Consider the following 19,026-nt stretch of genomic DNA (forward strand, 5'->3'; position numbering starts at 1 on the left):
ATGACCGAAGACCGCATCTGCGTCGGCGCCATCGCGGGGGCCTTTGGGGTCCACGGAGAGGTGCGGCTGAAAAGCTTCTGCTCGGACCCTGCCGACATCGCAAATTATTCCCCGCTGACATCCGAGGACGGCACCCGCCTGTTCGACGTGTCGCTGACCCGTGAGGTAACGGGGGCGTTGGGCGCGCGCATCAAGGGCGTCGCCACCAAGGAGGATGCCGACGCACTGCGCGGCGTCACCCTGTGGGCCCCGCGCGGCGCCCTGCCTGCGTTGCCCGACGACGAATTCTATCACGCCGACCTGATCGGGCTGGATGTCGTCGATACCGGCGGCAAGTCCCTTGGCCGGGTGCGTGCGCTGTACGATCACGGTGCCGGCGATATCATCGAGGTGGTGGGCGGCACGCAGGTGCTGATGCTGCCCTTTACTCGCGCCATCGTGCCGACCGTCGATCTGGCCGCGCGCCGCATCGTCGTGGACCCACCCGGCGACGACGCATGAGCGACACGCCTCGGTCGCATGGCCGCCTGACCGCCCGCCCCAGCCTGCGCCCGCGCGAACTGATGACCGAACCGCAGGTGGCAGGCGCGTGGACTGCGCGGATCGTCACCCTGTTCCCCGAGGCCTTTCCCGGCATCCTGGGCCTGTCCCTGACCGGCAAGGCGCTGGCACAGGGACTGTGGAACATCCGCACCATCGGCCTGCGCGATTTCGGCATGGGCCGGCACCGCAATGTCGACGACACGCCCGCGGGTGGCGGGGCCGGCATGGTGATCCGGGCCGATGTGCTGGACGCGGCCCTGACCGAGGCGCAGTCCGGACCGGGACCGGCGCCGCCCGTCCTGTACATGTCGCCGCGCGGCAAGCCCCTGACCCAGGCCCGCGCCCGCGCGCTGGCGCAGGGTCCGGGCGTCACGCTGATCTGTGGTCGGTTCGAGGGGATCGACCAGCGCGTGCTGGACAAACACGCGATTGAGGAGGTCAGCATCGGTGATTATGTCCTGACCGGCGGAGAGATCGCCGCACAGGTCTTGATCGACGCGACGGTCCGGCTTATACCGCGCGTGCTGGGCAATCATGATTCCCTGGCCGAGGAGTCCTTTTCCATCGGCAACCGGGGTCTTCTGGAAGCGCCGCAGTTCACCAAGCCCGCCCTCTGGGATGGCCGCGAGATACCGCCCGTGCTGTTATCGGGCAATCACGCAGCCATCGCCGCATGGCGGTCCGGTGAGGCCGAGAGGCTGACACAAGAACGCCGCCCCGATCTGTGGCGGGCATATGCGGAAACGCATGTGGACCCGGCTAAGGACCGACAGCGCTCGGGCGCATCAGACCAATCGCGGATATACCGCGAGCATGACAAGGAACCAAAGCGATGAACCTGATCGCACAACTCGAAGCCGAGCAAATCGCAGAGCTTGGCAAGACTATTCCCGACTTCAAGGCCGGCGACACCATCCGCGTCGGCTACAAAGTGACCGAGGGTACTCGTACCCGCGTCCAGAACTACGAAGGCGTCTGCATCTCGCGCAAGGGCGGCAGCAACATCGCAGCCAGCTTTACCGTGCGCAAGATCAGCTTTGGCGAGGGCGTGGAACGCGTGTTCCCGCTGTATTCGACCAACATCGCCACGATCGAGGTCGTTCGTCGCGGTAAGGTCCGTCGCGCCAAGCTGTACTATCTGCGCGATCGTCGCGGCAAGTCGGCCCGTATCGTCGAAAAGACCAACTACCGTCCGCTTTCGGACGCGAAAGCCTGAGCAGAGGTCACGCCATGAAAAAAGAGATTCACCCCGATTATCACATGATCTCGGTCAAGATGACGGACGGAACCACCTACGAAACGCGCTCCACCTGGGGCGAAGAGGGTGGTTCGATGACGCTGGACATCGACCCGACCTCGCACCCGGCCTGGACCGGTGGTTCGTCGCGCCTGATGGATGCCGGTGGCCGCGTGACCAAGTTCAAGTCGAAATACGCTGGCCTGGGCTTCTGATCCACGCCACCATCGATACTGCAGACGCCGCCCTTCGGGGCGGCGTTTCGCATTTTGGGGTCAGGTAAAGAACGCCAGCACGCGGCGGCGCTCTCCCATGCACAGCCATGCGGCCATGCCAAGGCACAGCGCCATGACGCTCAGCGCCTTGACGTCGCCCTCCAGCCCAAAGCGGCTGGCACAGATCATGATCAACACATGCACGAAATAGACAAAGGCCGCGGTGCTTGCCGCGCGCTTGCCGTCCCACGGACCCTGGACACGCCGTGCCGCCAGAAACAGCATCGGCGCCGCCAACAACAGCGACAGCATCATGTCGACGCCCCAGCCCCCGCCCGCGATCATACGCCAGATCAGGCTTTCCCCCATCACCGCCAACAGCGCCAGCCCGGCCAACGGCAAGGCCCGCCCCTGCAGACCCGCGCCCCATCCATGCGCCAGCAGGACGCCAAGCGCAAAGAACGGAAAGATGGTAAAGACCCCGTTGCGGTAATGGTCCAGCTGGATCTCTGCCTGCCCCGTCAGGACCAGCGTCTGCAGGACCAGCCCCGTACCCGCCAGCAGCGCCGCCGCCCCGGCGATCCGCGCGGGCCTGCGCAGCGCCATGACCAGTGTTGCGGACACCAGCAGCCCCGGCAGGAACCACAGGTGAAAATAACCAAAGACCAGCGTCTGCAGCGCATGCCCCGGACCCGTCAGGTCAGGCCCATAGATCGGCAGATAGATCGCCATCCACAGCAAATACAGCGCCAGGATGCGGCGCAGATACGGCCCGCTGCGCCCGCCCTGCATGGCCGACAGAAAGAAATACCCCGATATCAGCGCAAAGACCGGCACCGCCAGGCGGTACAGCCCGTTGAACAGCACCTGCTTGACCAGCGGCGGGGCGGCATCCGGAAATCCGGTGTGAAGAGCAATGACCGTCAGCGCCAGAACGATGCGCAGCGGATCGATGGCGCTGTTGCGCCGGGTTGGTGACGTCATGGACCGGGCCTTTGTCGTGCAACCTTGTCAACGACTTGGCGCCGATCTGGTTCACCCGCAGGGCGCCTTATCTGCACCATGCGCGATCACGCGGCAGCGGCCCCCGGCGCGACCAGCCCGACAATGTCCATCATGATGGTGTTCAGCTGGAAATCCTTGGGCGTATAGACCCGCGCCACGCCCATCGCCGACAGGCGCGCGGCGTCGTCGTCGGGGATGATGCCGCCGACGATCACGGGCACGTGGCCCATCCCGGCGGCCTGCATGCGGGCCATCAGATCCTCGATCAACGGCAGGTGGCTGCCCGACAGGATCGACAGGCCCACGACATGGACGTCCTGTTCGCGGGCGCGGGCGACGATCTCCTCCGGTGTCAGGCGGATGCCCTCATAGGTGATGTCCATGCCGCAATCGCGGGCGCGGAACGCGATCTGCTCGGCGCCGTTGGAATGGCCGTCCAGACCCGGCTTGCCCACCAGGAACTTCAACCGCCGCCCAAGGTGGGTGCTGACCGCGTCGACCGCGACGCGGATCTGCTCCAGCCCCTCGGTCCGGTTCGATTGCGCCTGCGACACCCCCGTCGGCCCGCGGTATTCGCCATGAACGGCGCGCATCACGCCCGCCCATTCGCCCGTCGTGACCCCCGCGCGGGCGGCGGCGATCGACGGCTCCATGATATTCGCGCCGGTCTGCGCCGCGTGGCGCAACGATGCCAGCGCCGCCTCGACCGCGCCGGCATCGCGTTCCGCGCGCCACGCGGTCAGGCGGCCGACCTGATCGGCCTCGACCGCCGGGTCGACGACCATGATCCCGCCATCGCCCGCCGTCAGCGGTGACGGTTCAGCCTGTTGCCAGCGGTTCACGCCGACGACGACCGTCTCGTTCGTCTCGATCCGGCCAAGGCGGGCGGCGTTCGATTCGACCAGCCGCGCCTTCATGTGGTCGATCGCCGCGATCGCGCCGCCCATCTGGTCCAGCAGGGCTAATTCGTCCCGCGCACCCTGCTTCAGCGCTTCGACCTTAGCGGCGATTACCGGATTGCCGTCGAACAGGTCCCCATATTCCAGCAGGTCGGTTTCATAGGCCAGAATCTGCTGCATCCGGAGGGACCATTGCTGATCCCACGGTCGCGGCAGGCCAAGCGCTTCGTTCCACGCGGGCAACTGGACGGCGCGGGCACGGGCGTTTTTCGACAATGTGACGGCCAGCATCTCCAGCAGGATGCGATAGACGTTGTTTTCGGGCTGCTGTTCGGTCAGGCCCAGGCTGTTGACCTGCACGCCATACCGAAATCGGCGGTATTTCTCATCCACGATGCCATAGCGGTCGCGGGTGATCTCGTCCCACAGCTCGGTAAAGGCGCGCATCTTGCACAGCTCGGTGACGAAACGGATGCCCGCGTTCACGAAAAAGCTGATGCGCCCGACCATCTGCGGAAAGCTGTCCGCAGGCACCTTGTCGCGCAGATCGTCCAGCACCGCGACCGCCGTGGCCAGGGCATAGGCCAGCTCCTGCTCGGGCGTGGCCCCTGCCTCCTGCAGGTGATAGCTGCAGACGTTCATCGGGTTCCATTTCGGCAGATGCTGGCGCGTATAGGCGGCGATGTCGGTGATCATCGCCAGTGAGGGCGCGGGCGGGCAGATATAGGTGCCGCGCGACAGGTATTCCTTGATCAGGTCGTTCTGGACGGTGCCCTGCAGGCGGCTGACATCGGCGCCCTGCTCCTCGGCCACGGCGATGTACAGCGCCAGCAGCCACGGCGCAGTGGCGTTGATCGTCATCGACGTGTTCATCTGTTCCAGCGGGATCTGGTCGAACAGCGCACGCATGTCGCCCAGATGGCAGACGGGGACGCCGACCTTGCCGACCTCTCCGCGGGCCAGAACGTGATCGCTGTCATAGCCGGTCTGGGTCGGCAGGTCGAAGGCCACCGACAGGCCGGTCTGCCCGCGCGACAGGTTGGTCCGATACAGCGCGTTCGATTTCGCCGCCGTGGAGTGCCCCGCATAGGTGCGGAACAGCCAAGGTTTATCCTTATCAGCCATTATTCCCTCGCAAGAATATGTCACTGTGAAAACGAATATAGACAGAAAGCTGCGCCGTCAATTCGCTGCAGTGCGGCAAACTTATGCCCCTTGGGACATATTATTGCGTATATATTGCCAGGATGGTTGAATTATTACTTTCCGTGCCGTAGAACGGGGCCATCGGCGCGGTGATTCTGCACTGCGGCACAGGACAGGAGATGAAGATGGCCCTCGACGCCCCGACCCCGATCGCGCCCTATGATGCTCCGGTCAAGGATCTGTACGCCGTGGGCGAGATGCCGCCCTTGGGGCATGTCCCTGCCCGCATGCACGCCTGGGCGATCCGCCGCGAACGTCACGGAGAGCCTGACACCGCCATGCAGCTGGAGGTCGTGGACACCCCGTCGATCGACAGCAACGAGGTGCTGGTCCTGGTGATGGCGGCAGGCGTGAACTACAATGGGATCTGGGCCGGTCTGGGCCAGCCGATCAGCCCGTTCGACGGGCATGGCGAGCCCTATCACATCGCAGGCTCGGACGCGTCGGGCATCGTCTGGGCGGTCGGCGACAAGGTCAAGCGGTGGAAGGTCGGCGACGAGGTTGTCATCCACTGCAATCAGGACGACGGCGACGACGAGGAATGCAACGGCGGCGACCCGATGTTTTCGACCACGCAGCGGATCTGGGGGTACGAGACGCCAGACGGCAGTTTCGCCCAGTTCACGCGCGTTCAGTCCCAGCAGTTGATGCCGCGCCCGCGCCATCTGACGTGGGAGCAGTCGGCCTGCTATACGCTGACGCTGGCCACCGCGTACCGGATGCTGTTCGGGCATGAGCCGCACGAGTTGAAGCCAGGCATGAACGTGTTGGTCTGGGGCGCGTCGGGGGGCCTGGGGTCCTATGCGATCCAGCTGATCAACGCGGCGGGCGGCAATGCCATCGGCGTTATCAGCGAAGAGGACAAGCGTCAGTTTGTCATGGGTCTGGGCGCCAAGGGTGTCATCAACCGCAAGGAATTCCGCTGTTGGGGTCAGCTGCCCAAGGTGAACACCCCCGAATACAAGGAGTGGTTCACCGAGGCGCGCAAGTTCGGCAAGGCGATCTGGGACATCACCGGCAAGGGCAGCAATGTCGATATCGTGTTCGAGCACCCCGGAGAGGCGACGTTCCCGGTGTCCACGCTGGTCTGCAAAAAGGGCGGCATGATCGTCATTTGTGCCGGGACGACTGGGTTCAACTGTACCTTTGACGTTCGGTACCTGTGGATGCACCAGAAACGGGTGCAGGGATCACATTTCGCGCATTTGAAACAGGCCAGCGCGGCGAACAAGCTGATGCTGGAACGTCGGCTGGACCCCTGCATGTCCGAGGTGTTCCCATGGGCAGACATCCCGGCCGCGCACATGAAGATGTTCCGCAACGAGCACAAGCCGGGCAACATGGCCGTGCTGGTTCAGTCGCCGCGCACCGGGTTGCGGACATTTGAGGATGCGCTGGAAGCCGGGCGTCGCTGAATTGCGTCCCGCGACGTGCCGGGGGGCATGCCGCCCCCCGGACCCCCCGCAGGTCGGTTCGGCGGATCAGATCTTGCGGTCGGCCTCTCCAGCGCGGCGGCATTTCCATTCGCGGACCTGTTCGGTCGGATGGGTGGCCACCCATTTGGCAAGCTCGGACTGGCTCTGCAGCATGCAGGTGAACAGGCCGTTGCGTTCCTCGAACAGCAGGCTGTGATCGCTGCACCGCTGCGGGTCGGTGAGCAGGCAGGTGACGAAAAACAATTCGATCATCGCGTCTCTCCTGTCGGTCTGCGCCGCGGGCACGCGGCCCGGGGCGGAAAAGTTGCGCGGCGCTTTGCCTTGGCCGCGAAGGCAGGCTAAGGGTCTGGCATGAACAGCCCCGTCCCCGCCCCGACCCTTTCGCCCGACCAGGCCGATGCCTGGGACGCGCTGGCCGAAACCTTTGGTGCGGCGGGCATCGACATCATCGCAGAGGAACTGCATCCGCCCCAGTCGGGAAAAGGTCGCGTCATGGCGGTCATCGGCAAGGCCGGATCGGGCAAGACGCTGATGCTGTCGCAGATCACCAAGGCCCTGCTGGAGGCGGGGGTCGAGCTGATCAGCCCCGATTACGAGGGACGCCGCCGCAAGGACCGGCGCAGCGTCGCCATTCTGGCGCCGACGAACAAGGCCGCGTTCGTCTTGCGCATGCGCGGCGTGCCGGCGACGACGATCCACCGGATTCTGTACACCCCCGTCTATGACCCGCAATATGAGAAGATCGCCGAATGGCTGACCGGCACCGCCGAGCGCCCGGTCATTCCCGAACTGTCGGACACGGCGCTGGACAAGGCCAAGGCGTTCTATGACCAGCATGCATCGATTCCCGGGGCGCTGGCCACGGCCGGGCTGCGGGGGTCGGATTTCATCCGCGGCTGGACCCGGCGCGAGGACGGGCTGGACGTGGGGTTGATCGACGAGGCCTCGATGCTGGACGAAAAGCAGTTCGAGGATCTGCGCGAGATCTTTCCGGTGCTGGTCCTGTTCGGCGACCCGGCCCAGTTGGCCCCCGTCGGTCAGTCCGGCGAGATGGTGTTCGACAAGCTGGCCCCGGCGCAACGTCTGATGCTGAGCCGGGTACACCGGCAGGCGGATGACAGCCCGATCCTGGATCTGGCCCATGCGCTGGCGGACGATCAGCTGGGGTTCGATGATTTCGAACAGATGATCCGCGATGCGGCGCGCAAGGACGACCGCGTGGTATGGGCAGAGCGGGTGGAGAGCGACCTGATGGCGCGCAGCCCGGTTCTGGTCTGGCGCAACGCGACGCGCATCCGCCTGATCCATGCGTTCCGGACCGCCTTCGGTGCGCCGGGCGACGCGTTGTTGCCCGGGGAGCCGCTGGTCTGCGACGGGTTGGAGCTGCCGCTGAAGCACCGCAAAAAGCGCATCGATCTGGAGGCGCGCGGTCTGATCAAGGGGGCGCAGGTCGTCTATCTGGGACCGGGTCGCAAGCCGGGGTTTTCGCGCCTGCATGTGATCGGGGCCGAGGATCCGCGCCTATCCGCCGCCAGCATCGTCAAGATCGAAATGCCGGACGCCGAGGAGCCGTTCATTCCCTTTGCCGCGCGCATGGGGGCGGCATTCCTGCACGGGGCGGCGGTCACGATCCACAAGGCACAGGGCAGTCAATGGCCCGAGGTCCAAGTGTTCGGCCCCGATATCGCCGCCGCCGCCTGGTCCAACCGGTCCGAGGCTGGGGTCCAGTTGTGGAAGCGGCTGACCTATGTGGCAATCACCCGCGCGCAGGAGCGGTTGTACTGGGTAACAAAGGCGCGACTGGCGCGTCCGGCCGGGCCGCTGTCGACGGATGATCTGGTGGCACCTGTCGCGCCCCTGGCGCTGGACGCCGAGGAGGAGTGATTGCGTCCCGCGACGCCGGGGGGCTGCCGCCCCCCGGACCCCCCGCAGTCAGCGCGTAGGGTCCTGAGGTGTCTGGCGCCTGATCGACAAGCGCAGCGCCTCGGTCAGGGCTTCGTGCGGGATGCCGGTTTCGTGGGACAGGCGCATGACGCCAAAATGGACGCGGGCCAATTCCTGATAGTAGCGCGCAAAGGTGTAGTTGATCGACGCACCCACCACGGCGCCAAAGACCGGCGCCGCCTGTGCCGCCATCTTCTGCCCCAGAGAGACGGACAGGCGCGGGGCGACCTTGCTGACAAGGCTTTGCACCGTCTGACCGGTCACTGACAGGCGTGCGGCCAGCATCCCCAGGTCGGTCTGGTCGTCAGAGGCCATAGGCCCCGCCGCGGCGAAGATCCGCAGGCATTCCAGGCGCACCTCCTCGCTTTCGGGATCAAGGCCGTGTTCGGCCGCGATGTCCAGCATCGCGCGCAACAGTAGGGTGACGGTGAACGGCAGCTCGACCAGCGCGCCCGCGAAACCGCCGATGCCGCCAGCCGCGCCGCTGACGGTCGACGCCATCCGATTGAACCAATCGCCACGATCACGCACCACCTTGCGCGATCCGCTGGCCGCACCAAAGGCCCGCGTCAGTGCCGCCCGGGTAACGCTGTCCAAACGCGAACGCACAAAGCCTGGCAGGCGTTCGATCAGCCCTTCGGCACTGTTGCCGATGCGGGACATGATCTGCATGCCCAATCCCCCCGCCGCCAGATAGCGTGCGGCCAGCCGATCGATTTGGGCGTGCAGGGCCGGGTCAGTGATCGGGGGCAGGACGAGGGGTGTCGGGGCTGTCATCAATGGGCCTTTTCGGAGGGTCAACCTGAGTGCAGGCCGTGATGTCCGGCACAGGCGGGTCGACAAGCGGCCACGTCTCTCTGTGGACGGGACCTACCACGCCAACCCATGCCTCCGGGCTAAGTTCCAGACCCAGCACGCGGTCAGGGTTCGTTGGTGGCGGCATTACCACATCGTCAAGGCGCTGGAACCCAAAGCGGCTGTAATACGGCGCATCCCCAACCAGCAGGACCCTGTCGAACCCCATGTGCCGCGCGCGGGTCAGGCTGTCGCGCATCAAGAGGCCGCCCAGCCCCTCGCCCTGCGCGGTGGGGTGAACCGCGATGGGCCCTAGCAGCAGCACGGACCGGTCATCGACGCGCACCGGCCAGAACCGGATCGCGGCCATCAGCGTGCCGCCCGCATCGCGCAGCACCAGGCACAGGTCGGCCACCCGCGGCACCCCGTCGCGCAAGCGATAGGATGACAACGCCGTCCGACCCGGTGCAAAGCACAGATCGTACAGGCCCTCGACCTCGGGTTCGTCGGCGGGCGTCTCGGGGCAGATCTCGTACATCGCGCCTCCTTGCTGTCGCGCGGGCCTTTAGCACGGGCGCAAGGCGGGCGATACATTGCGTCGCGCGAAAAAGCGGGGCAGGTTGGCGCCCGAACCCACAAGGAGGCCGCCCATGTTCTATCGCCCTGAAGCCGGACACGGCCTGCCGCACAATCCCTTCAACGCGATCATCGCGCCCCGCCCCATCGGCTGGATCTCGACCCGCGGGTCAAAGGGCGACAACCTTGCGCCCTATTCGTTCTTCAACGCCGTTGCTTATACACCGCCGCAGGTGATGTTCGCATCGACCGGCGCCAAGGGCGACCGCCCCGGCACCAAGGACAGCGTGGCCCAGATCATCGAAACCGGCGTGTTCTGCGTGAACATCGCCACGGGCGACCTGCGCGATGCGGTCAACGCGACCTCGGCTCCGCTGCCCGCGGGCACCAGCGAATTCGACGCCGCGGGGATCGAGGCCGCCGATTGCACGACCATCGACTGTCCCCGCGTGGCGGGTGCGGCGGCGGCGCTGGAATGCCGGATGACCCAGATCGTGCCGCTGGCCGGACAGTCCAATTTCGCGGTGTTCGGCGTCGTGACGGGCGTCCACATGCGCGACGATTGCGTGGTCGACGGGCGGTTCGACCCGCGTGCCGCGGGCGGCTGGATTGCGCGGCTGGGATACAAGGATTATGCCGCCGTGACCGATCTTTTTGCAATGGACCGCCCTGAATGAACCCTACCGTCAAGGACTATGTCCGTTCGATCCATGATTTCCCGCATGAGGGAATCATTTTCCGCGACGTCACCACGCTGTTCGCGGATGCGCGCGGTTTTCGCATGGCGGTGGACCAGATCCTGCATGCCTATGCCGGGATGCGCATCGACAAGGTCGTGGGGCTGGAGGCGCGCGGCTTTATCCTGGGCGGTGCGGTGGCGCATCAGCTGTCCACAGGCTTTGTCCCGATCAGGAAAAAGGGCAAGCTGCCCGGCACCGTCATCAGCGAGGCCTATCAGCTGGAATACGGCGAGGCGATCATGGAGATCCATGACGATGCGCTGAAGCCGGGCGAAAAGGTGTTGATCGTGGACGACCTGCTGGCCACCGGTGGCACGGCGGCGGCCGCCATCACCCTGTGCCGACGCCTTGGGGCCGATGTCATCGGGTGCGCCTTTGTCATCGACCTGCCCGAACTGGGCGGCCGCAAGGTGCTGGAGGGCATGGACATGCCCGTGCACGCCCTGTGCGCGTTCGACGGTGCCTAGGCCAGCACCGCGCCGGGGTTCATGATGCCAAGGGGGTCCAGCGCCCCCTTGATGGCCCGCATCGCGGCCAGCCGCGCCGGATCGCCCCACCGCGCCAGATCGGCAGCTTTGAGCCGCCCAACGCCGTGTTCGGCGGAAAATGATCCACCGCGGGCCATGACCATCTCGTGGATCCCGCGCGACAGGTCGCGGCGGACCTGTTCGTAATCGTCGCGGGTCCGGCCTGCTGCTGGGAACAGATTGTAATGCAGGTTGCCGTCGCCCAGATGGCCAAAGCAGTTGACGCGCATGTCCCCCTGCCCCGCCAGCCACGCCCCGGCGTCGTCGATGAACCGGGCAACCTGGCTGAGGGGCAGACTGATGTCGTGGCTGGCGATCGCGCCGACATGGCGGTTGGCCAGCGGGATATGCTCGCGCAGTGCCCACAGGTCGGCGCCCTGCTGGCCCGATTGCGCGATCACGCCGTCGTGGACCAGGCCGGCCTCTGTACCAGCGGTGAACAGCCCCTCCAGCGCGCCATCGGCGGACAGGCCCGCAGGCAGGCCGACCTCGATCAGCACCAGCCAGTCGGGGCAATCGGCAAAGGGTTGGCGCAGGTCGGGAAAGGCGGCGTCCAGGAAATGCAGGCCCTGACCCGAAATCAACTCGAACGCGGTCACCCCGCCTGCCATGCGCGCCTGTGCTAGGGCCAACAGGGAAAGGGCGGCGGCGGGGCTGTCCACGACCAGCATCGAAACACCGGTTTCGGCTGGCACGGGGGCCAGCACCAGTGACGCGGCGGTGATGATGCCCAACGTCCCTTCGGCCCCGATCAGCAGGTCGCGCAGATCGTACCCGGTGTTGTCCTTACGCAGGCGCTTCAGGTCATGCATCACCGACCCGTCGGGCAGCACGGCCTCGACCCCCAGGCACAGTGCGCGGGCGTTGCCGTAACGCAGAACGTTCACCCCGCCCGCATTGGTCGACAGCACACCACCGATCTGGGCCGAGCCCTGCGACGCCAACGACAGGGGAAACTGTCGCCCGACATCCATCGCCGCCTGCCGCGCCGCCTGCAGGGTAACGCCCGATTCGGCGATCATCACCCCCTCTTCGGCGAAGGTGTCGCGAATCGCGGTCATCCGCTCCATCGACAGGATCAGGGGCGCGGGTCCGTCGGTCATCACCTGACCGCCGACCAGCCCGGTGCCACCGCCGCGCGGCACCACCGGCACCCGCGCCGCGGCGCAGGCCCGGATTATGGCCGCACATTCCTGCGCATCGCGCGGGGCGGCGATCAGCCCGGCCTGTCCGTGAAAGCGGCCGCGCGGTTCCTCAAGATAGGCCGGGGACGGGTCGCGCAGCACACCTGCGGGCAGCAGCGCCGCCAGGCGGTCGTCGGCGGGGGTCAGCATCAGCGCACCTCGGTCTTTCCACGCCGGTCGCTGCGCAGGTTGGCGTAGAGCACGTGATTGCGCCAGCGACCGTCGATCTGCAGATAGCTTTGGGCCACGCCCTCGTATTTGAAGCCCGACCGTTCCAGCACGCCCCGCGATGCGGCGTTTTCGGGCAGGCAGGCGGCCTCGATGCGGGACAGGTCCAGCGCGGCAAAGGCGTGATGCACCAGCACCCCGATCGCCTCGCGCATGAACCCCTGCCGGGCGTGGTTCCGACCGATCCAGTATCCGATAGTCCCCGACTGCGCCGGGCCGCGCCGGATGTTGTCCAGCGTGATCGCGCCCAGCAACGTGCCGTCGCGGTGCACGACGAACAACGGGAACGCCGTTCCCAACTTGGCGGACCGTGCCGCCCAATAGACGCGGTTGGTGAAACTTTTGCGGGACAGGTGGTCGGGGGACCAGACCGGCTCCCATGGGGTCAGAAAGGCGCGGCTGTCCTGACGCAGCGCCCGCCATGCGCCGAAATCGGAATGCAGAGGCAGGCGCAGCGCGATGCGTTCGGCGTCCAGCCGAAAGGCACGGCGCCGCGCCAGAATCATGCAGCCAGCCTTTCAGCCAAGGCTTCGCGCGACGGGGCACCGTCCACCGGGCCGTACAATGCCAGCGCGGGACGGGCATTGGCCAGCATCGCCTCGGCATGGGCGCGCACGTCGGCGGCGGTCACGGCGGCGATGCGTTCGGCAACCTCGGCCGGGTCCGGGACGCGGCCCCAGATCGCCAGGCTGCGCGCCATGCGTTCGGCCTGTCCGGACGGGCTTTCCAGCCCCATCAACAGGCCCGCGCGCAACTGCGCCTTGGCGCGCGCGATCTCGGCTTCGGACATGTCCTCGGCGGCGCGCTTGACCTCGTCGATGGTCAGGGTGGCCAGATCGCCCAGATCCTCGGCCCCGGTGCCGGCATAGATGGTCAGCATGCCGGTATCGTCATGGAAACCCGACTGTGCAAAGATGGTATAGCACAGCCCGCGTTCCTCGCGGATCTTCTGGAACAGGCGCGACGACATGCCCCCGCCAAGCGCCGACGAAAAGATCTGGGCGGCATAGAAATCGGGTGCCAGATAACCCGGCCCCTCCAGCGCCAGCGCAAAATGGGCCTGCTCCAGCGGCTTGACGGTCCGGCTTTCCAGACCCTGCCACCGGGCCAGCTCGCGCGGCCCCTGGGGGCGCGGCGCGATATGGCCCAGCACCTTTTCGGCCAGCCGAACGATGCGGTCGTGATCGACCGAGCCTGCGGCGGCCACGACCATCTGGCCGGGACCGTAGTTCTCGATCACGAAGCCCGACAGATCGCCGCGGCCAAAGCTGCCCACGCGTTCCGCCGGACCCAGGATGGTGCGACCCATCGGCTGGTCCGGATAGGCGGCCTCCTGCAGCCAGTCAAAGATGATGTCGTCGGGCGTGTCCAGCGACTGCCCGATTTCCTGCAGGATCACGCCGCGCTCGACCTCGATCTCGCGCTCGTCAAAGACGGGGTTCAGGACGATGTCGCTGATCACGTCAAAGGCCAGATCGACGTCGTCCTCCAGCACGCGGACGTAATATGCAGTCGCATCGCGCGAGGTATAGGCGTTGATATAGCCGCCCACATCCTCGATCGCCTCGGCGATCTGCAACGCGCTGCGGGTCGCGGTACCCTTGAAGGCCATATGTTCCAGGAAATGGGCGATGCCGTTCTGTTCGGCGCGTTCGTGACGGCCGCCGGCCGCAATCCAGATGCCAAGGGCAGCCGAATGCAGGCCGGGCATCTGCCGGGTCACGATGCGCAAGCCGTTGGGCAGCGTCGTCAGTCGCGGGGTGGGGTCTTGGCTCACGCGGTCCTCCGTTCAAGGATCAGGGACTTAATCGCGTCCACGTCGTTTTCAACCCGCGTCACGCGCTCGGGCAGGTCGAACAGGTCCGCCATATGCGGCGGCAGGCCGGGGCGGACCCCGATAGCGCGTTCCACGGCGTCAGGGAACTTGGCCGGATGCGCGGTGGCCAGCGTGACCATCGGCACGCCCGGTTCCAGATGGCGCTGCGCCACGGCGACGCCGACGGCGCTGTGCGGGCACAAAATCTCTCCGGTCCGGTCGCGCATGTCGCGGATCGTGTCCAACGTCTGCTGTTCGGACACGCGGCCTGACACGTATTGCTCGCGCAGCGTTTCCAGCGCACCCTGGCTGATCGTGAAACCGCCGGACTTCAGCTCTTCCATCAACTGCCGGATCGCGTTCGCATCGCCGCCATAGGCCAGATACAGCGCGCGTTCGAAATTGGAGCTGACCTGAATGTCCATCGACGGGCTGATGGTCGGTTCGACCTCGCCCATCCGATGTTCGCCGGTGCTCAGCGCGCGGTGCAGGATGTCGTTCTGGTTCGTGGCCACGATCAGGCGGCGGATCGGCAGGCCCATCTGGCGCGCGATCGATCCGGCAAAGATGTCGCCGAAATTCCCGGTAGGCACGCAGAAATCGGTGGGACGCATGCCCAAGGACGCGCAGGCGGTAAAGTAATAGACGATCTGCGCCACGACGCGGGCCCAGTTGATGCTGTTCACGCCCGCAAGGCCGACATGGTCGCGGAAGGCATGGTCGTTGAACAGGTCCTTGAGCCGCGCCTGACAATCGTCGAAATGCCCGGTCACGGCCAGTGCATGGACATTGGCCGCGGGCGGCGTGGTCATCTGGCGGCGCTGCACATCAGAGACGCGGCCATGCGGATACATGATCATCACGTCGACATTGTCGATGCCGCGGAACGCCTCGATCGCCGCCGACCCGGTATCGCCCGAGGTCGCGCCCACGATGGTGATCCGCTGGCCGGACCGCGTCAGGGCGATCTGGAACAGCTGCGCGATCAGCTGCATCGCGAAATCCTTGAACGCCAGCGTGGGGCCGTGGAACAGCTCCAGCAGGTGGTGCCCCGGGGCCAGTTGCACCAGCGGCGCGCGGGCGTCATGCGCGATGCGCGCATAGGCGCGGTCGATGGCGCTGCGCAGTTCGTCGTCGGTAAAGCTGTCGCCCGTGAACGGACGCACCACGCGGAACGCGACCTCCTCATAGGACAGGCCGTCCAGCTGGTCCAACCCCTCGAAGACGGGGATCGTCTGGGGCAGGTACAGGCCCCCGTCGCGTGCCAGCCCCGACAGCATGGCCTGTTCGAAATTCAGCACCGGGGCCTGGCCCCGCGTCGAGACGTAACGCATCGGAAATCCTTCAGTAGCTGCGCTGCCTGATACGCCAGATCAGCGCCAGTGTCATTACCGCCCAGGTGGCCGCGATCATGAACCACTGCATTGCATAGGACAGGTGGTTGTTGGGGATGCCATCAATGGCGACCGGCAGGGGGCGGGCACCCTGATTGTCGCCGGTGATGGCGCTGGCCACGACCAGCACGGGCAATGTGTCCAGCGTTACGGCCATTGCGTCGACATCACGGGCGAACCAGATGTTCTCGTCCATGTTCGGCGCCGGGGTCGAACTGCTGGCATCCTGCGGCCAGTGCAGGTTTCCGGTCACCTGCAGACGGACGGGCGGGCGATCCAGGCGCCGGGCCTCCTGCGGCACAAACCCCCGGTCCAGCAGGATGGCACGCCCGTCATCGGTGACGAAACGCGACACGACCTGATAGCCGGCGCCTTCCTCGCGGGTGTGGGACAGCACGTCGATTTCGGCGCCGGTCGTGGTCCCGGTGACCGTCACGGGCAGGTACTTCATCGATGGGTCTATGGTGTCGGGCAGCGGCACGGGGTCCGCCTGAATGCCGGCGGTGATCTGGGCCAGCATCCCCTCTTTCCAGTCGCGGCGATCCAGCTGCCACAGGCCCAGATAGATCAGGACGGCACAGCCGGCGATGCCGAGGATCAGGGGAAACAGATAGCGACGCATGCGAGCGTTCCAGGGCCAGGGACAATGGAAAACGCGCGGGACGAATGCCCCGCGCGCCTTGGACGGTCACCGTCGGGGATCAGCTGCCCCAGACATAGATGACGGCGAACAGCACCAGCCAGATCACGTCGACAAAGTGCCAATACCAGGCAGCGGCCTCGAACCCCAGGTGCTGGTCTTTGGTCATCTGGCCCTTTTGAAAGCGCAGCAGGCAGACGGCCAGGAAGATCGTCCCGATGATCACGTGCAGGCCATGAAAGCCCGTCGCGATGTAGAACGCAGCCGCATAGGCGGTGTCGGCCAGGCCAAAGGCCGCGTGGCTGTATTCATAGGCCTGCAGCCCGGTAAAGATCAGGCCCAGAACCACGGCGACGGCCAGGCCGTTGATCGTGGTCTTGCGGTCGCCCTCGTGCGCCCAGGCGTGGTGCGCCCAGGTCACGGCCACGCCCGACAACAGCAGGATCAGCGTGTTGATGAACGGCAGGTGCCATGCGTCAAACGTCTCGATCCCCTCGGGCGGCCAGACACCGTCCACGATGGGGCTGTTCTCTCCCATTGGGTACATGGCGTGCTTGATGAAGTTCCAGAACAGCGACACGAACAGCATCGCCTCGGACATCACGAACAGGATGAAGCCGTATTGCAGGCCGATGCGGACCACCGGGGTGTGGTCACCCTGCTCGGCCTCGCGGACCACGTCGGCCCACCAGGCGAATGCGATATAGCACGTGCCGACCAGGCCGATCGCGAACATCCAGGGGCCCGTGATCGGTGCGCCCATGACGGTCACGTCCCCGGACATCCAGGCCACGGCGCCGAACAGCATGACAAAGACCGCGATGGCGGTCAGGAACGGCCAGACCGAGGCCGGTAGGATATGATAGTCGTGGTTCTTTGCATGCGCCATGTCGGATCCCCGTCGGCTCCCTCGTGTATTCGTCTTAGTTGATGGTGTCGGCCGCGCCGCTGTCAAGCGCAGCGCTGCGCGGCTCGGTCAGATGGAAGGTATAGGAGAGAGTGATGTCGCGGACATGACCGGCATCGCGGTCGTCGACCAGTTCAGGATCGACATAGAAGCTGACCGGCATCTCGACCCGCTCGCCCGGCTGCAGCGTCTGTTCGGTGAAACAGAAGCACTCGACCTTGATGAAATAATATCCCGTAATCTCGGGCGCGACGTTGTAGCTGGCCGTTCCGGTCAGCGGCACGTCGGAATTGTTCACGGCCTCATAGAAGGCAAGCCCGCTTTCGCCGATCTTCAGGTCCATGCGACGCTGCATCGGACGGAACGTCCATTCCAGGTTGGAATCGATGTTTGCGTCGAACCGGATGCGCACGTCCTCGTCCAGGATCTGGTCGGAGGTCGTCTGGGACACCTGCGTGGTGCCGCCGAAACCAGTGACGCGGCAGAACCAGCTGTAGAAAGGCACGGCGGCCCATGCCAATGCGCCCATCGTGATGACGACGCCCAGCAGCATGGCGACGGTGCGGCCCTCGGGGCTGAGACGTCTCATTCCGGCACCTCCGGCGCGGGGGCCGGGGCGTTGGTCGCGGCCTGAGGCTCGATCGGTGTCAACGACACGCGGGGCTGGTGGTCGTAGCCCTCGACCAAGCCGCCCTCCTGCACCTTGACCACGGTCAGCGCAAAGACCAGCGCGACAAAGCCCAGCAGCACGATGCCCAGCCCCACGTTGCGGGACCGGCGGCGGCCATGAATTTCATGTTCGGTTCTCAGAGCCATTTACCAGCCTCCCATCCAGCTTTGCACCAGCAGTGCCAGGAAATGCAGGAATAGATAATACAGCGACAACTTGAAGACCCGCCGCTCGACCAGATAGCCGTCCGCGATGGCGGCATCCTCTTCGCGGCGCAGGATCTGCCAGCCGCCATGGATGAACGCCGCGTTCAGCACGACCGCGACCGCCATGTACAGCGGCCCGCCGACAGAGGTCAGCCCCAGCCACAGCGCAAAGGGCGCCAGCACCAGCGTATAGGCAAAGATATGACGGCGCGCGACACGCCGACCGTGGGTCACGGTCAGCATCGGAACGCCCGCGTTGTGGTAGTCTTCCTTCATGAACAGCGCCAGCGCCCAGAAATGGGGCGGCGTCCAGAAGAACACCAACGCAAACATCAGCAGCGATTCGACGCTGATGCCGCCCGTGGCGCAGGCCCATCCGATCATCGGAGGAAACGCGCCTGCAGCACCGCCGATGACGATGTTCTGCGGCGTCCAGCGTTTCAGCCACACCGTATAGACCACAGCATAAAAGAAGATCGTAAATGCCAGAAACCCGGCCGCGAACCAGTTCGCGACCAGCCCCAGCATCATCACCGAAATGATCGACAGGACCAGCCCCAGACCCAGGGCCGTGCTGTGTTCGACCCGACCCGACGGGATGGGTCGGCTTTGCGTGCGGTTCATGATCGCGTCGATGTCGCGGTCGTACCACATGTTCAACGCACCGGACGCGCCGCCACCCAATGCGATGAACAGCACCGAGCAAAAGGCGATGAACGGATGCACCGTCACCGGCGCCACGAACAGCCCGACGAATGCCGTGAACACGACCAGCGACATCACACGCGGCTTTAGCAGCGCGACATAGTCGCCGAACTCGCCCTCGGGGGCGGCGTCATATGCGTTGATATCGGTCAT

General features: G+C 65.7%; 22 protein-coding genes. 8 read left to right on the forward strand and 14 right to left on the reverse strand.

Translation table 11 applies throughout. From position 1 onward, the window contains the following. From rimM to rpmE, 4 genes are read left to right on the forward strand one after another with little or no spacing between them, the layout of a single operon-like run. Positions 1-501, forward strand: coding sequence for a ribosome maturation factor RimM (gene rimM / locus ACJJVR_RS05430; protein ID WP_405402839.1), 501 nt, complete (start codon positions 1-3; stop codon positions 499-501). Then, entirely contained in the window at positions 498-1,379 is an 882-nt protein-coding gene (gene trmD / locus ACJJVR_RS05435; protein WP_405402841.1) for a tRNA (guanosine(37)-N1)-methyltransferase TrmD, read from the forward strand. Before rimM ends, trmD begins: the two co-directional genes overlap by 4 nt. Beyond that, on the forward strand, positions 1,376-1,759 hold the full coding sequence (rplS, locus tag ACJJVR_RS05440; protein WP_405402843.1) for a 50S ribosomal protein L19: 384 nt from the start codon (positions 1,376-1,378) through the stop codon (positions 1,757-1,759). Before trmD ends, rplS begins: the two co-directional genes overlap by 4 nt. Positions 1,760-1,773: 14 nt before the next feature. After that, a complete protein-coding gene (gene rpmE / locus ACJJVR_RS05445) occupies positions 1,774-1,995 on the forward strand; it encodes a 50S ribosomal protein L31 (RefSeq protein WP_405402844.1) in 222 nt (73 codons plus the stop codon). Between the two features lie 60 nt (positions 1,996-2,055). Here the strand turns inward: rpmE and ACJJVR_RS05450 are convergent, their stop codons facing one another. Both ACJJVR_RS05450 and ACJJVR_RS05455 read right to left on the reverse strand, forming a co-directional pair. After that, entirely contained in the window at positions 2,056-2,979 is a 924-nt protein-coding gene (locus tag ACJJVR_RS05450) for an acyltransferase family protein (RefSeq protein ID WP_405402845.1), read from the reverse strand. Positions 2,980-3,065: 86 nt separating this feature from the next. Further along, complete coding sequence (locus ACJJVR_RS05455; RefSeq protein ID WP_405402846.1) at positions 3,066-5,024, reverse strand: protein meaA; 1,959 nt, start codon at positions 5,022-5,024, stop codon at positions 3,066-3,068. A gap of 206 nt (positions 5,025-5,230) precedes the next feature. Here ACJJVR_RS05455 and ccrA point away from each other — a divergent pair, with 206 nt between their 5' ends. Beyond that, entirely contained in the window at positions 5,231-6,520 is a 1,290-nt protein-coding gene (ccrA, locus tag ACJJVR_RS05460) for a crotonyl-CoA carboxylase/reductase (protein WP_405402848.1), read from the forward strand. A gap of 66 nt (positions 6,521-6,586) precedes the next feature. On the opposite strand, the gene ACJJVR_RS05465 is transcribed toward ccrA, so the two are convergent. Then, positions 6,587-6,793, reverse strand: coding sequence for a hypothetical protein (locus ACJJVR_RS05465; protein WP_405402849.1), 207 nt, complete (start codon positions 6,791-6,793; stop codon positions 6,587-6,589). Positions 6,794-6,892: 99 nt separating this feature from the next. On the opposite strand from ACJJVR_RS05465, the gene ACJJVR_RS05470 reads away from it, so the two are divergent. Continuing rightward, entirely contained in the window at positions 6,893-8,425 is a 1,533-nt protein-coding gene (locus ACJJVR_RS05470; protein WP_405402850.1) for an ATP-dependent RecD-like DNA helicase, read from the forward strand. 48 nt (positions 8,426-8,473) lie between these two features. On the opposite strand, the gene ACJJVR_RS05475 is transcribed toward ACJJVR_RS05470, so the two are convergent. Both ACJJVR_RS05475 and ACJJVR_RS05480 read right to left on the reverse strand, forming a co-directional pair. Then, complete coding sequence (locus ACJJVR_RS05475) at positions 8,474-9,262, reverse strand: EcsC family protein (protein ID WP_405402851.1); 789 nt, start codon at positions 9,260-9,262, stop codon at positions 8,474-8,476. Further along, positions 9,222-9,818: a GNAT family N-acetyltransferase gene (locus ACJJVR_RS05480; protein ID WP_405402852.1), complete on the reverse strand. Its 597-nt coding sequence runs from the start codon at positions 9,816-9,818 to the stop codon at positions 9,222-9,224. The genes ACJJVR_RS05475 and ACJJVR_RS05480 overlap by 41 nt, the downstream gene beginning before the upstream one ends. A gap of 112 nt (positions 9,819-9,930) precedes the next feature. Between ACJJVR_RS05480 and ACJJVR_RS05485 the strand changes: the two genes are divergently transcribed. Both ACJJVR_RS05485 and ACJJVR_RS05490 read left to right on the forward strand, forming a co-directional pair. Then, positions 9,931-10,533 (forward strand): flavin reductase family protein, encoded by a 603-nt coding sequence (locus ACJJVR_RS05485; RefSeq protein ID WP_405402854.1) that lies wholly within the window; start codon positions 9,931-9,933, stop codon positions 10,531-10,533. Beyond that, positions 10,530-11,063 carry an adenine phosphoribosyltransferase gene (locus ACJJVR_RS05490; protein ID WP_405402855.1) on the forward strand — a complete coding sequence of 178 codons (534 nt, stop codon included), beginning with the start codon at positions 10,530-10,532 and terminating at the stop codon, positions 11,061-11,063. The genes ACJJVR_RS05485 and ACJJVR_RS05490 overlap by 4 nt, the downstream gene beginning before the upstream one ends. On the opposite strand, the gene ACJJVR_RS05495 is transcribed toward ACJJVR_RS05490, so the two are convergent. The 9 genes from ACJJVR_RS05495 to cyoE all read right to left on the reverse strand — a co-directional run bounded on the left by ACJJVR_RS05495 (position 11,060) and on the right by cyoE (position 19,026). Beyond that, positions 11,060-12,457, reverse strand: a complete 1,398-nt coding sequence (locus ACJJVR_RS05495; protein ID WP_405402856.1) for an FAD-binding oxidoreductase — start codon at positions 12,455-12,457, stop codon at positions 11,060-11,062. The genes ACJJVR_RS05490 and ACJJVR_RS05495 overlap by 4 nt on opposite strands. Further along, entirely contained in the window at positions 12,457-13,038 is a 582-nt protein-coding gene (locus ACJJVR_RS05500; protein ID WP_405403545.1) for a GNAT family N-acetyltransferase, read from the reverse strand. Before ACJJVR_RS05500 ends, ACJJVR_RS05495 begins: the two co-directional genes overlap by 1 nt. Further along, complete coding sequence (locus ACJJVR_RS05505) at positions 13,038-14,312, reverse strand: M16 family metallopeptidase (protein WP_405402858.1); 1,275 nt, start codon at positions 14,310-14,312, stop codon at positions 13,038-13,040. The genes ACJJVR_RS05500 and ACJJVR_RS05505 overlap by 1 nt, the downstream gene beginning before the upstream one ends. Next, positions 14,309-15,685: a threonine synthase gene (gene thrC / locus ACJJVR_RS05510; RefSeq protein WP_405402860.1), complete on the reverse strand. Its 1,377-nt coding sequence runs from the start codon at positions 15,683-15,685 to the stop codon at positions 14,309-14,311. The genes ACJJVR_RS05505 and thrC overlap by 4 nt, the downstream gene beginning before the upstream one ends. 10 nt (positions 15,686-15,695) lie before the next feature. Next, the gene (locus ACJJVR_RS05515) at positions 15,696-16,367 is read right to left on the reverse strand and encodes an SURF1 family protein (RefSeq protein ID WP_405402861.1); all 672 of its coding nucleotides are present in this window, start codon (positions 16,365-16,367) and stop codon (positions 15,696-15,698) included. Between the two features lie 79 nt (positions 16,368-16,446). Further along, positions 16,447-17,274, reverse strand: coding sequence for a cytochrome c oxidase subunit 3 (locus ACJJVR_RS05520; RefSeq protein ID WP_405402862.1), 828 nt, complete (start codon positions 17,272-17,274; stop codon positions 16,447-16,449). Positions 17,275-17,308: 34 nt separating this feature from the next. Next, positions 17,309-17,881 carry a cytochrome c oxidase assembly protein gene (locus ACJJVR_RS05525; RefSeq protein ID WP_405402864.1) on the reverse strand — a complete coding sequence of 191 codons (573 nt, stop codon included), beginning with the start codon at positions 17,879-17,881 and terminating at the stop codon, positions 17,309-17,311. Further along, positions 17,878-18,108 carry a hypothetical protein gene (locus ACJJVR_RS05530; RefSeq protein WP_405402865.1) on the reverse strand — a complete coding sequence of 77 codons (231 nt, stop codon included), beginning with the start codon at positions 18,106-18,108 and terminating at the stop codon, positions 17,878-17,880. Before ACJJVR_RS05530 ends, ACJJVR_RS05525 begins: the two co-directional genes overlap by 4 nt. Continuing rightward, positions 18,109-19,026: a heme o synthase gene (gene cyoE, locus ACJJVR_RS05535; RefSeq protein WP_405402866.1), complete on the reverse strand. Its 918-nt coding sequence runs from the start codon at positions 19,024-19,026 to the stop codon at positions 18,109-18,111.

Source organism: Paracoccus sp. Ld10 (assembly GCF_045064235.1).
Taxonomy (GTDB): Bacteria; Pseudomonadota; Alphaproteobacteria; order Rhodobacterales; family Rhodobacteraceae; genus Paracoccus.

What these genes read in the sequence shown, in the direction of transcription:
- rimM (WP_405402839.1), top strand. Translation starts at nt 1, where the DNA reads ATGACCGAAGACCGCATCTGCGTCGGCGCCATCGCGGGGGCCTTTGGG.
- ACJJVR_RS05515 (WP_405402861.1), bottom strand. Translation starts at nt 16,367, where the DNA reads ATGCGTCGCTATCTGTTTCCCCTGATCCTCGGCATCGCCGGCTGTGCC.
- ACJJVR_RS05480 (WP_405402852.1), bottom strand. Translation starts at nt 9,818, where the DNA reads ATGTACGAGATCTGCCCCGAGACGCCCGCCGACGAACCCGAGGTCGAG.
- ACJJVR_RS05485 (WP_405402854.1), top strand. Translation starts at nt 9,931, where the DNA reads ATGTTCTATCGCCCTGAAGCCGGACACGGCCTGCCGCACAATCCCTTC.
- ACJJVR_RS05470 (WP_405402850.1), top strand. Translation starts at nt 6,893, where the DNA reads ATGAACAGCCCCGTCCCCGCCCCGACCCTTTCGCCCGACCAGGCCGAT.
- ACJJVR_RS05455 (WP_405402846.1), bottom strand. Translation starts at nt 5,024, where the DNA reads ATGGCTGATAAGGATAAACCTTGGCTGTTCCGCACCTATGCGGGGCAC.
- cyoE (WP_405402866.1), bottom strand. Translation starts at nt 19,026, where the DNA reads ATGACCGATATCAACGCATATGACGCCGCCCCCGAGGGCGAGTTCGGC.
- rplS (WP_405402843.1), top strand. Translation starts at nt 1,376, where the DNA reads ATGAACCTGATCGCACAACTCGAAGCCGAGCAAATCGCAGAGCTTGGC.
- trmD (WP_405402841.1), top strand. Translation starts at nt 498, where the DNA reads ATGAGCGACACGCCTCGGTCGCATGGCCGCCTGACCGCCCGCCCCAGC.
- ACJJVR_RS05465 (WP_405402849.1), bottom strand. Translation starts at nt 6,793, where the DNA reads ATGATCGAATTGTTTTTCGTCACCTGCCTGCTCACCGACCCGCAGCGG.
- ACJJVR_RS05495 (WP_405402856.1), bottom strand. Translation starts at nt 12,457, where the DNA reads ATGCTGACCCCCGCCGACGACCGCCTGGCGGCGCTGCTGCCCGCAGGT.
- ACJJVR_RS05520 (WP_405402862.1), bottom strand. Translation starts at nt 17,274, where the DNA reads ATGGCGCATGCAAAGAACCACGACTATCATATCCTACCGGCCTCGGTC.
- ACJJVR_RS05475 (WP_405402851.1), bottom strand. Translation starts at nt 9,262, where the DNA reads ATGACAGCCCCGACACCCCTCGTCCTGCCCCCGATCACTGACCCGGCC.
- ccrA (WP_405402848.1), top strand. Translation starts at nt 5,231, where the DNA reads ATGGCCCTCGACGCCCCGACCCCGATCGCGCCCTATGATGCTCCGGTC.
- thrC (WP_405402860.1), bottom strand. Translation starts at nt 15,685, where the DNA reads ATGCGTTACGTCTCGACGCGGGGCCAGGCCCCGGTGCTGAATTTCGAA.
- ACJJVR_RS05525 (WP_405402864.1), bottom strand. Translation starts at nt 17,881, where the DNA reads ATGAGACGTCTCAGCCCCGAGGGCCGCACCGTCGCCATGCTGCTGGGC.
- ACJJVR_RS05530 (WP_405402865.1), bottom strand. Translation starts at nt 18,108, where the DNA reads ATGGCTCTGAGAACCGAACATGAAATTCATGGCCGCCGCCGGTCCCGC.
- ACJJVR_RS05450 (WP_405402845.1), bottom strand. Translation starts at nt 2,979, where the DNA reads ATGACGTCACCAACCCGGCGCAACAGCGCCATCGATCCGCTGCGCATC.
- ACJJVR_RS05490 (WP_405402855.1), top strand. Translation starts at nt 10,530, where the DNA reads ATGAACCCTACCGTCAAGGACTATGTCCGTTCGATCCATGATTTCCCG.
- rpmE (WP_405402844.1), top strand. Translation starts at nt 1,774, where the DNA reads ATGAAAAAAGAGATTCACCCCGATTATCACATGATCTCGGTCAAGATG.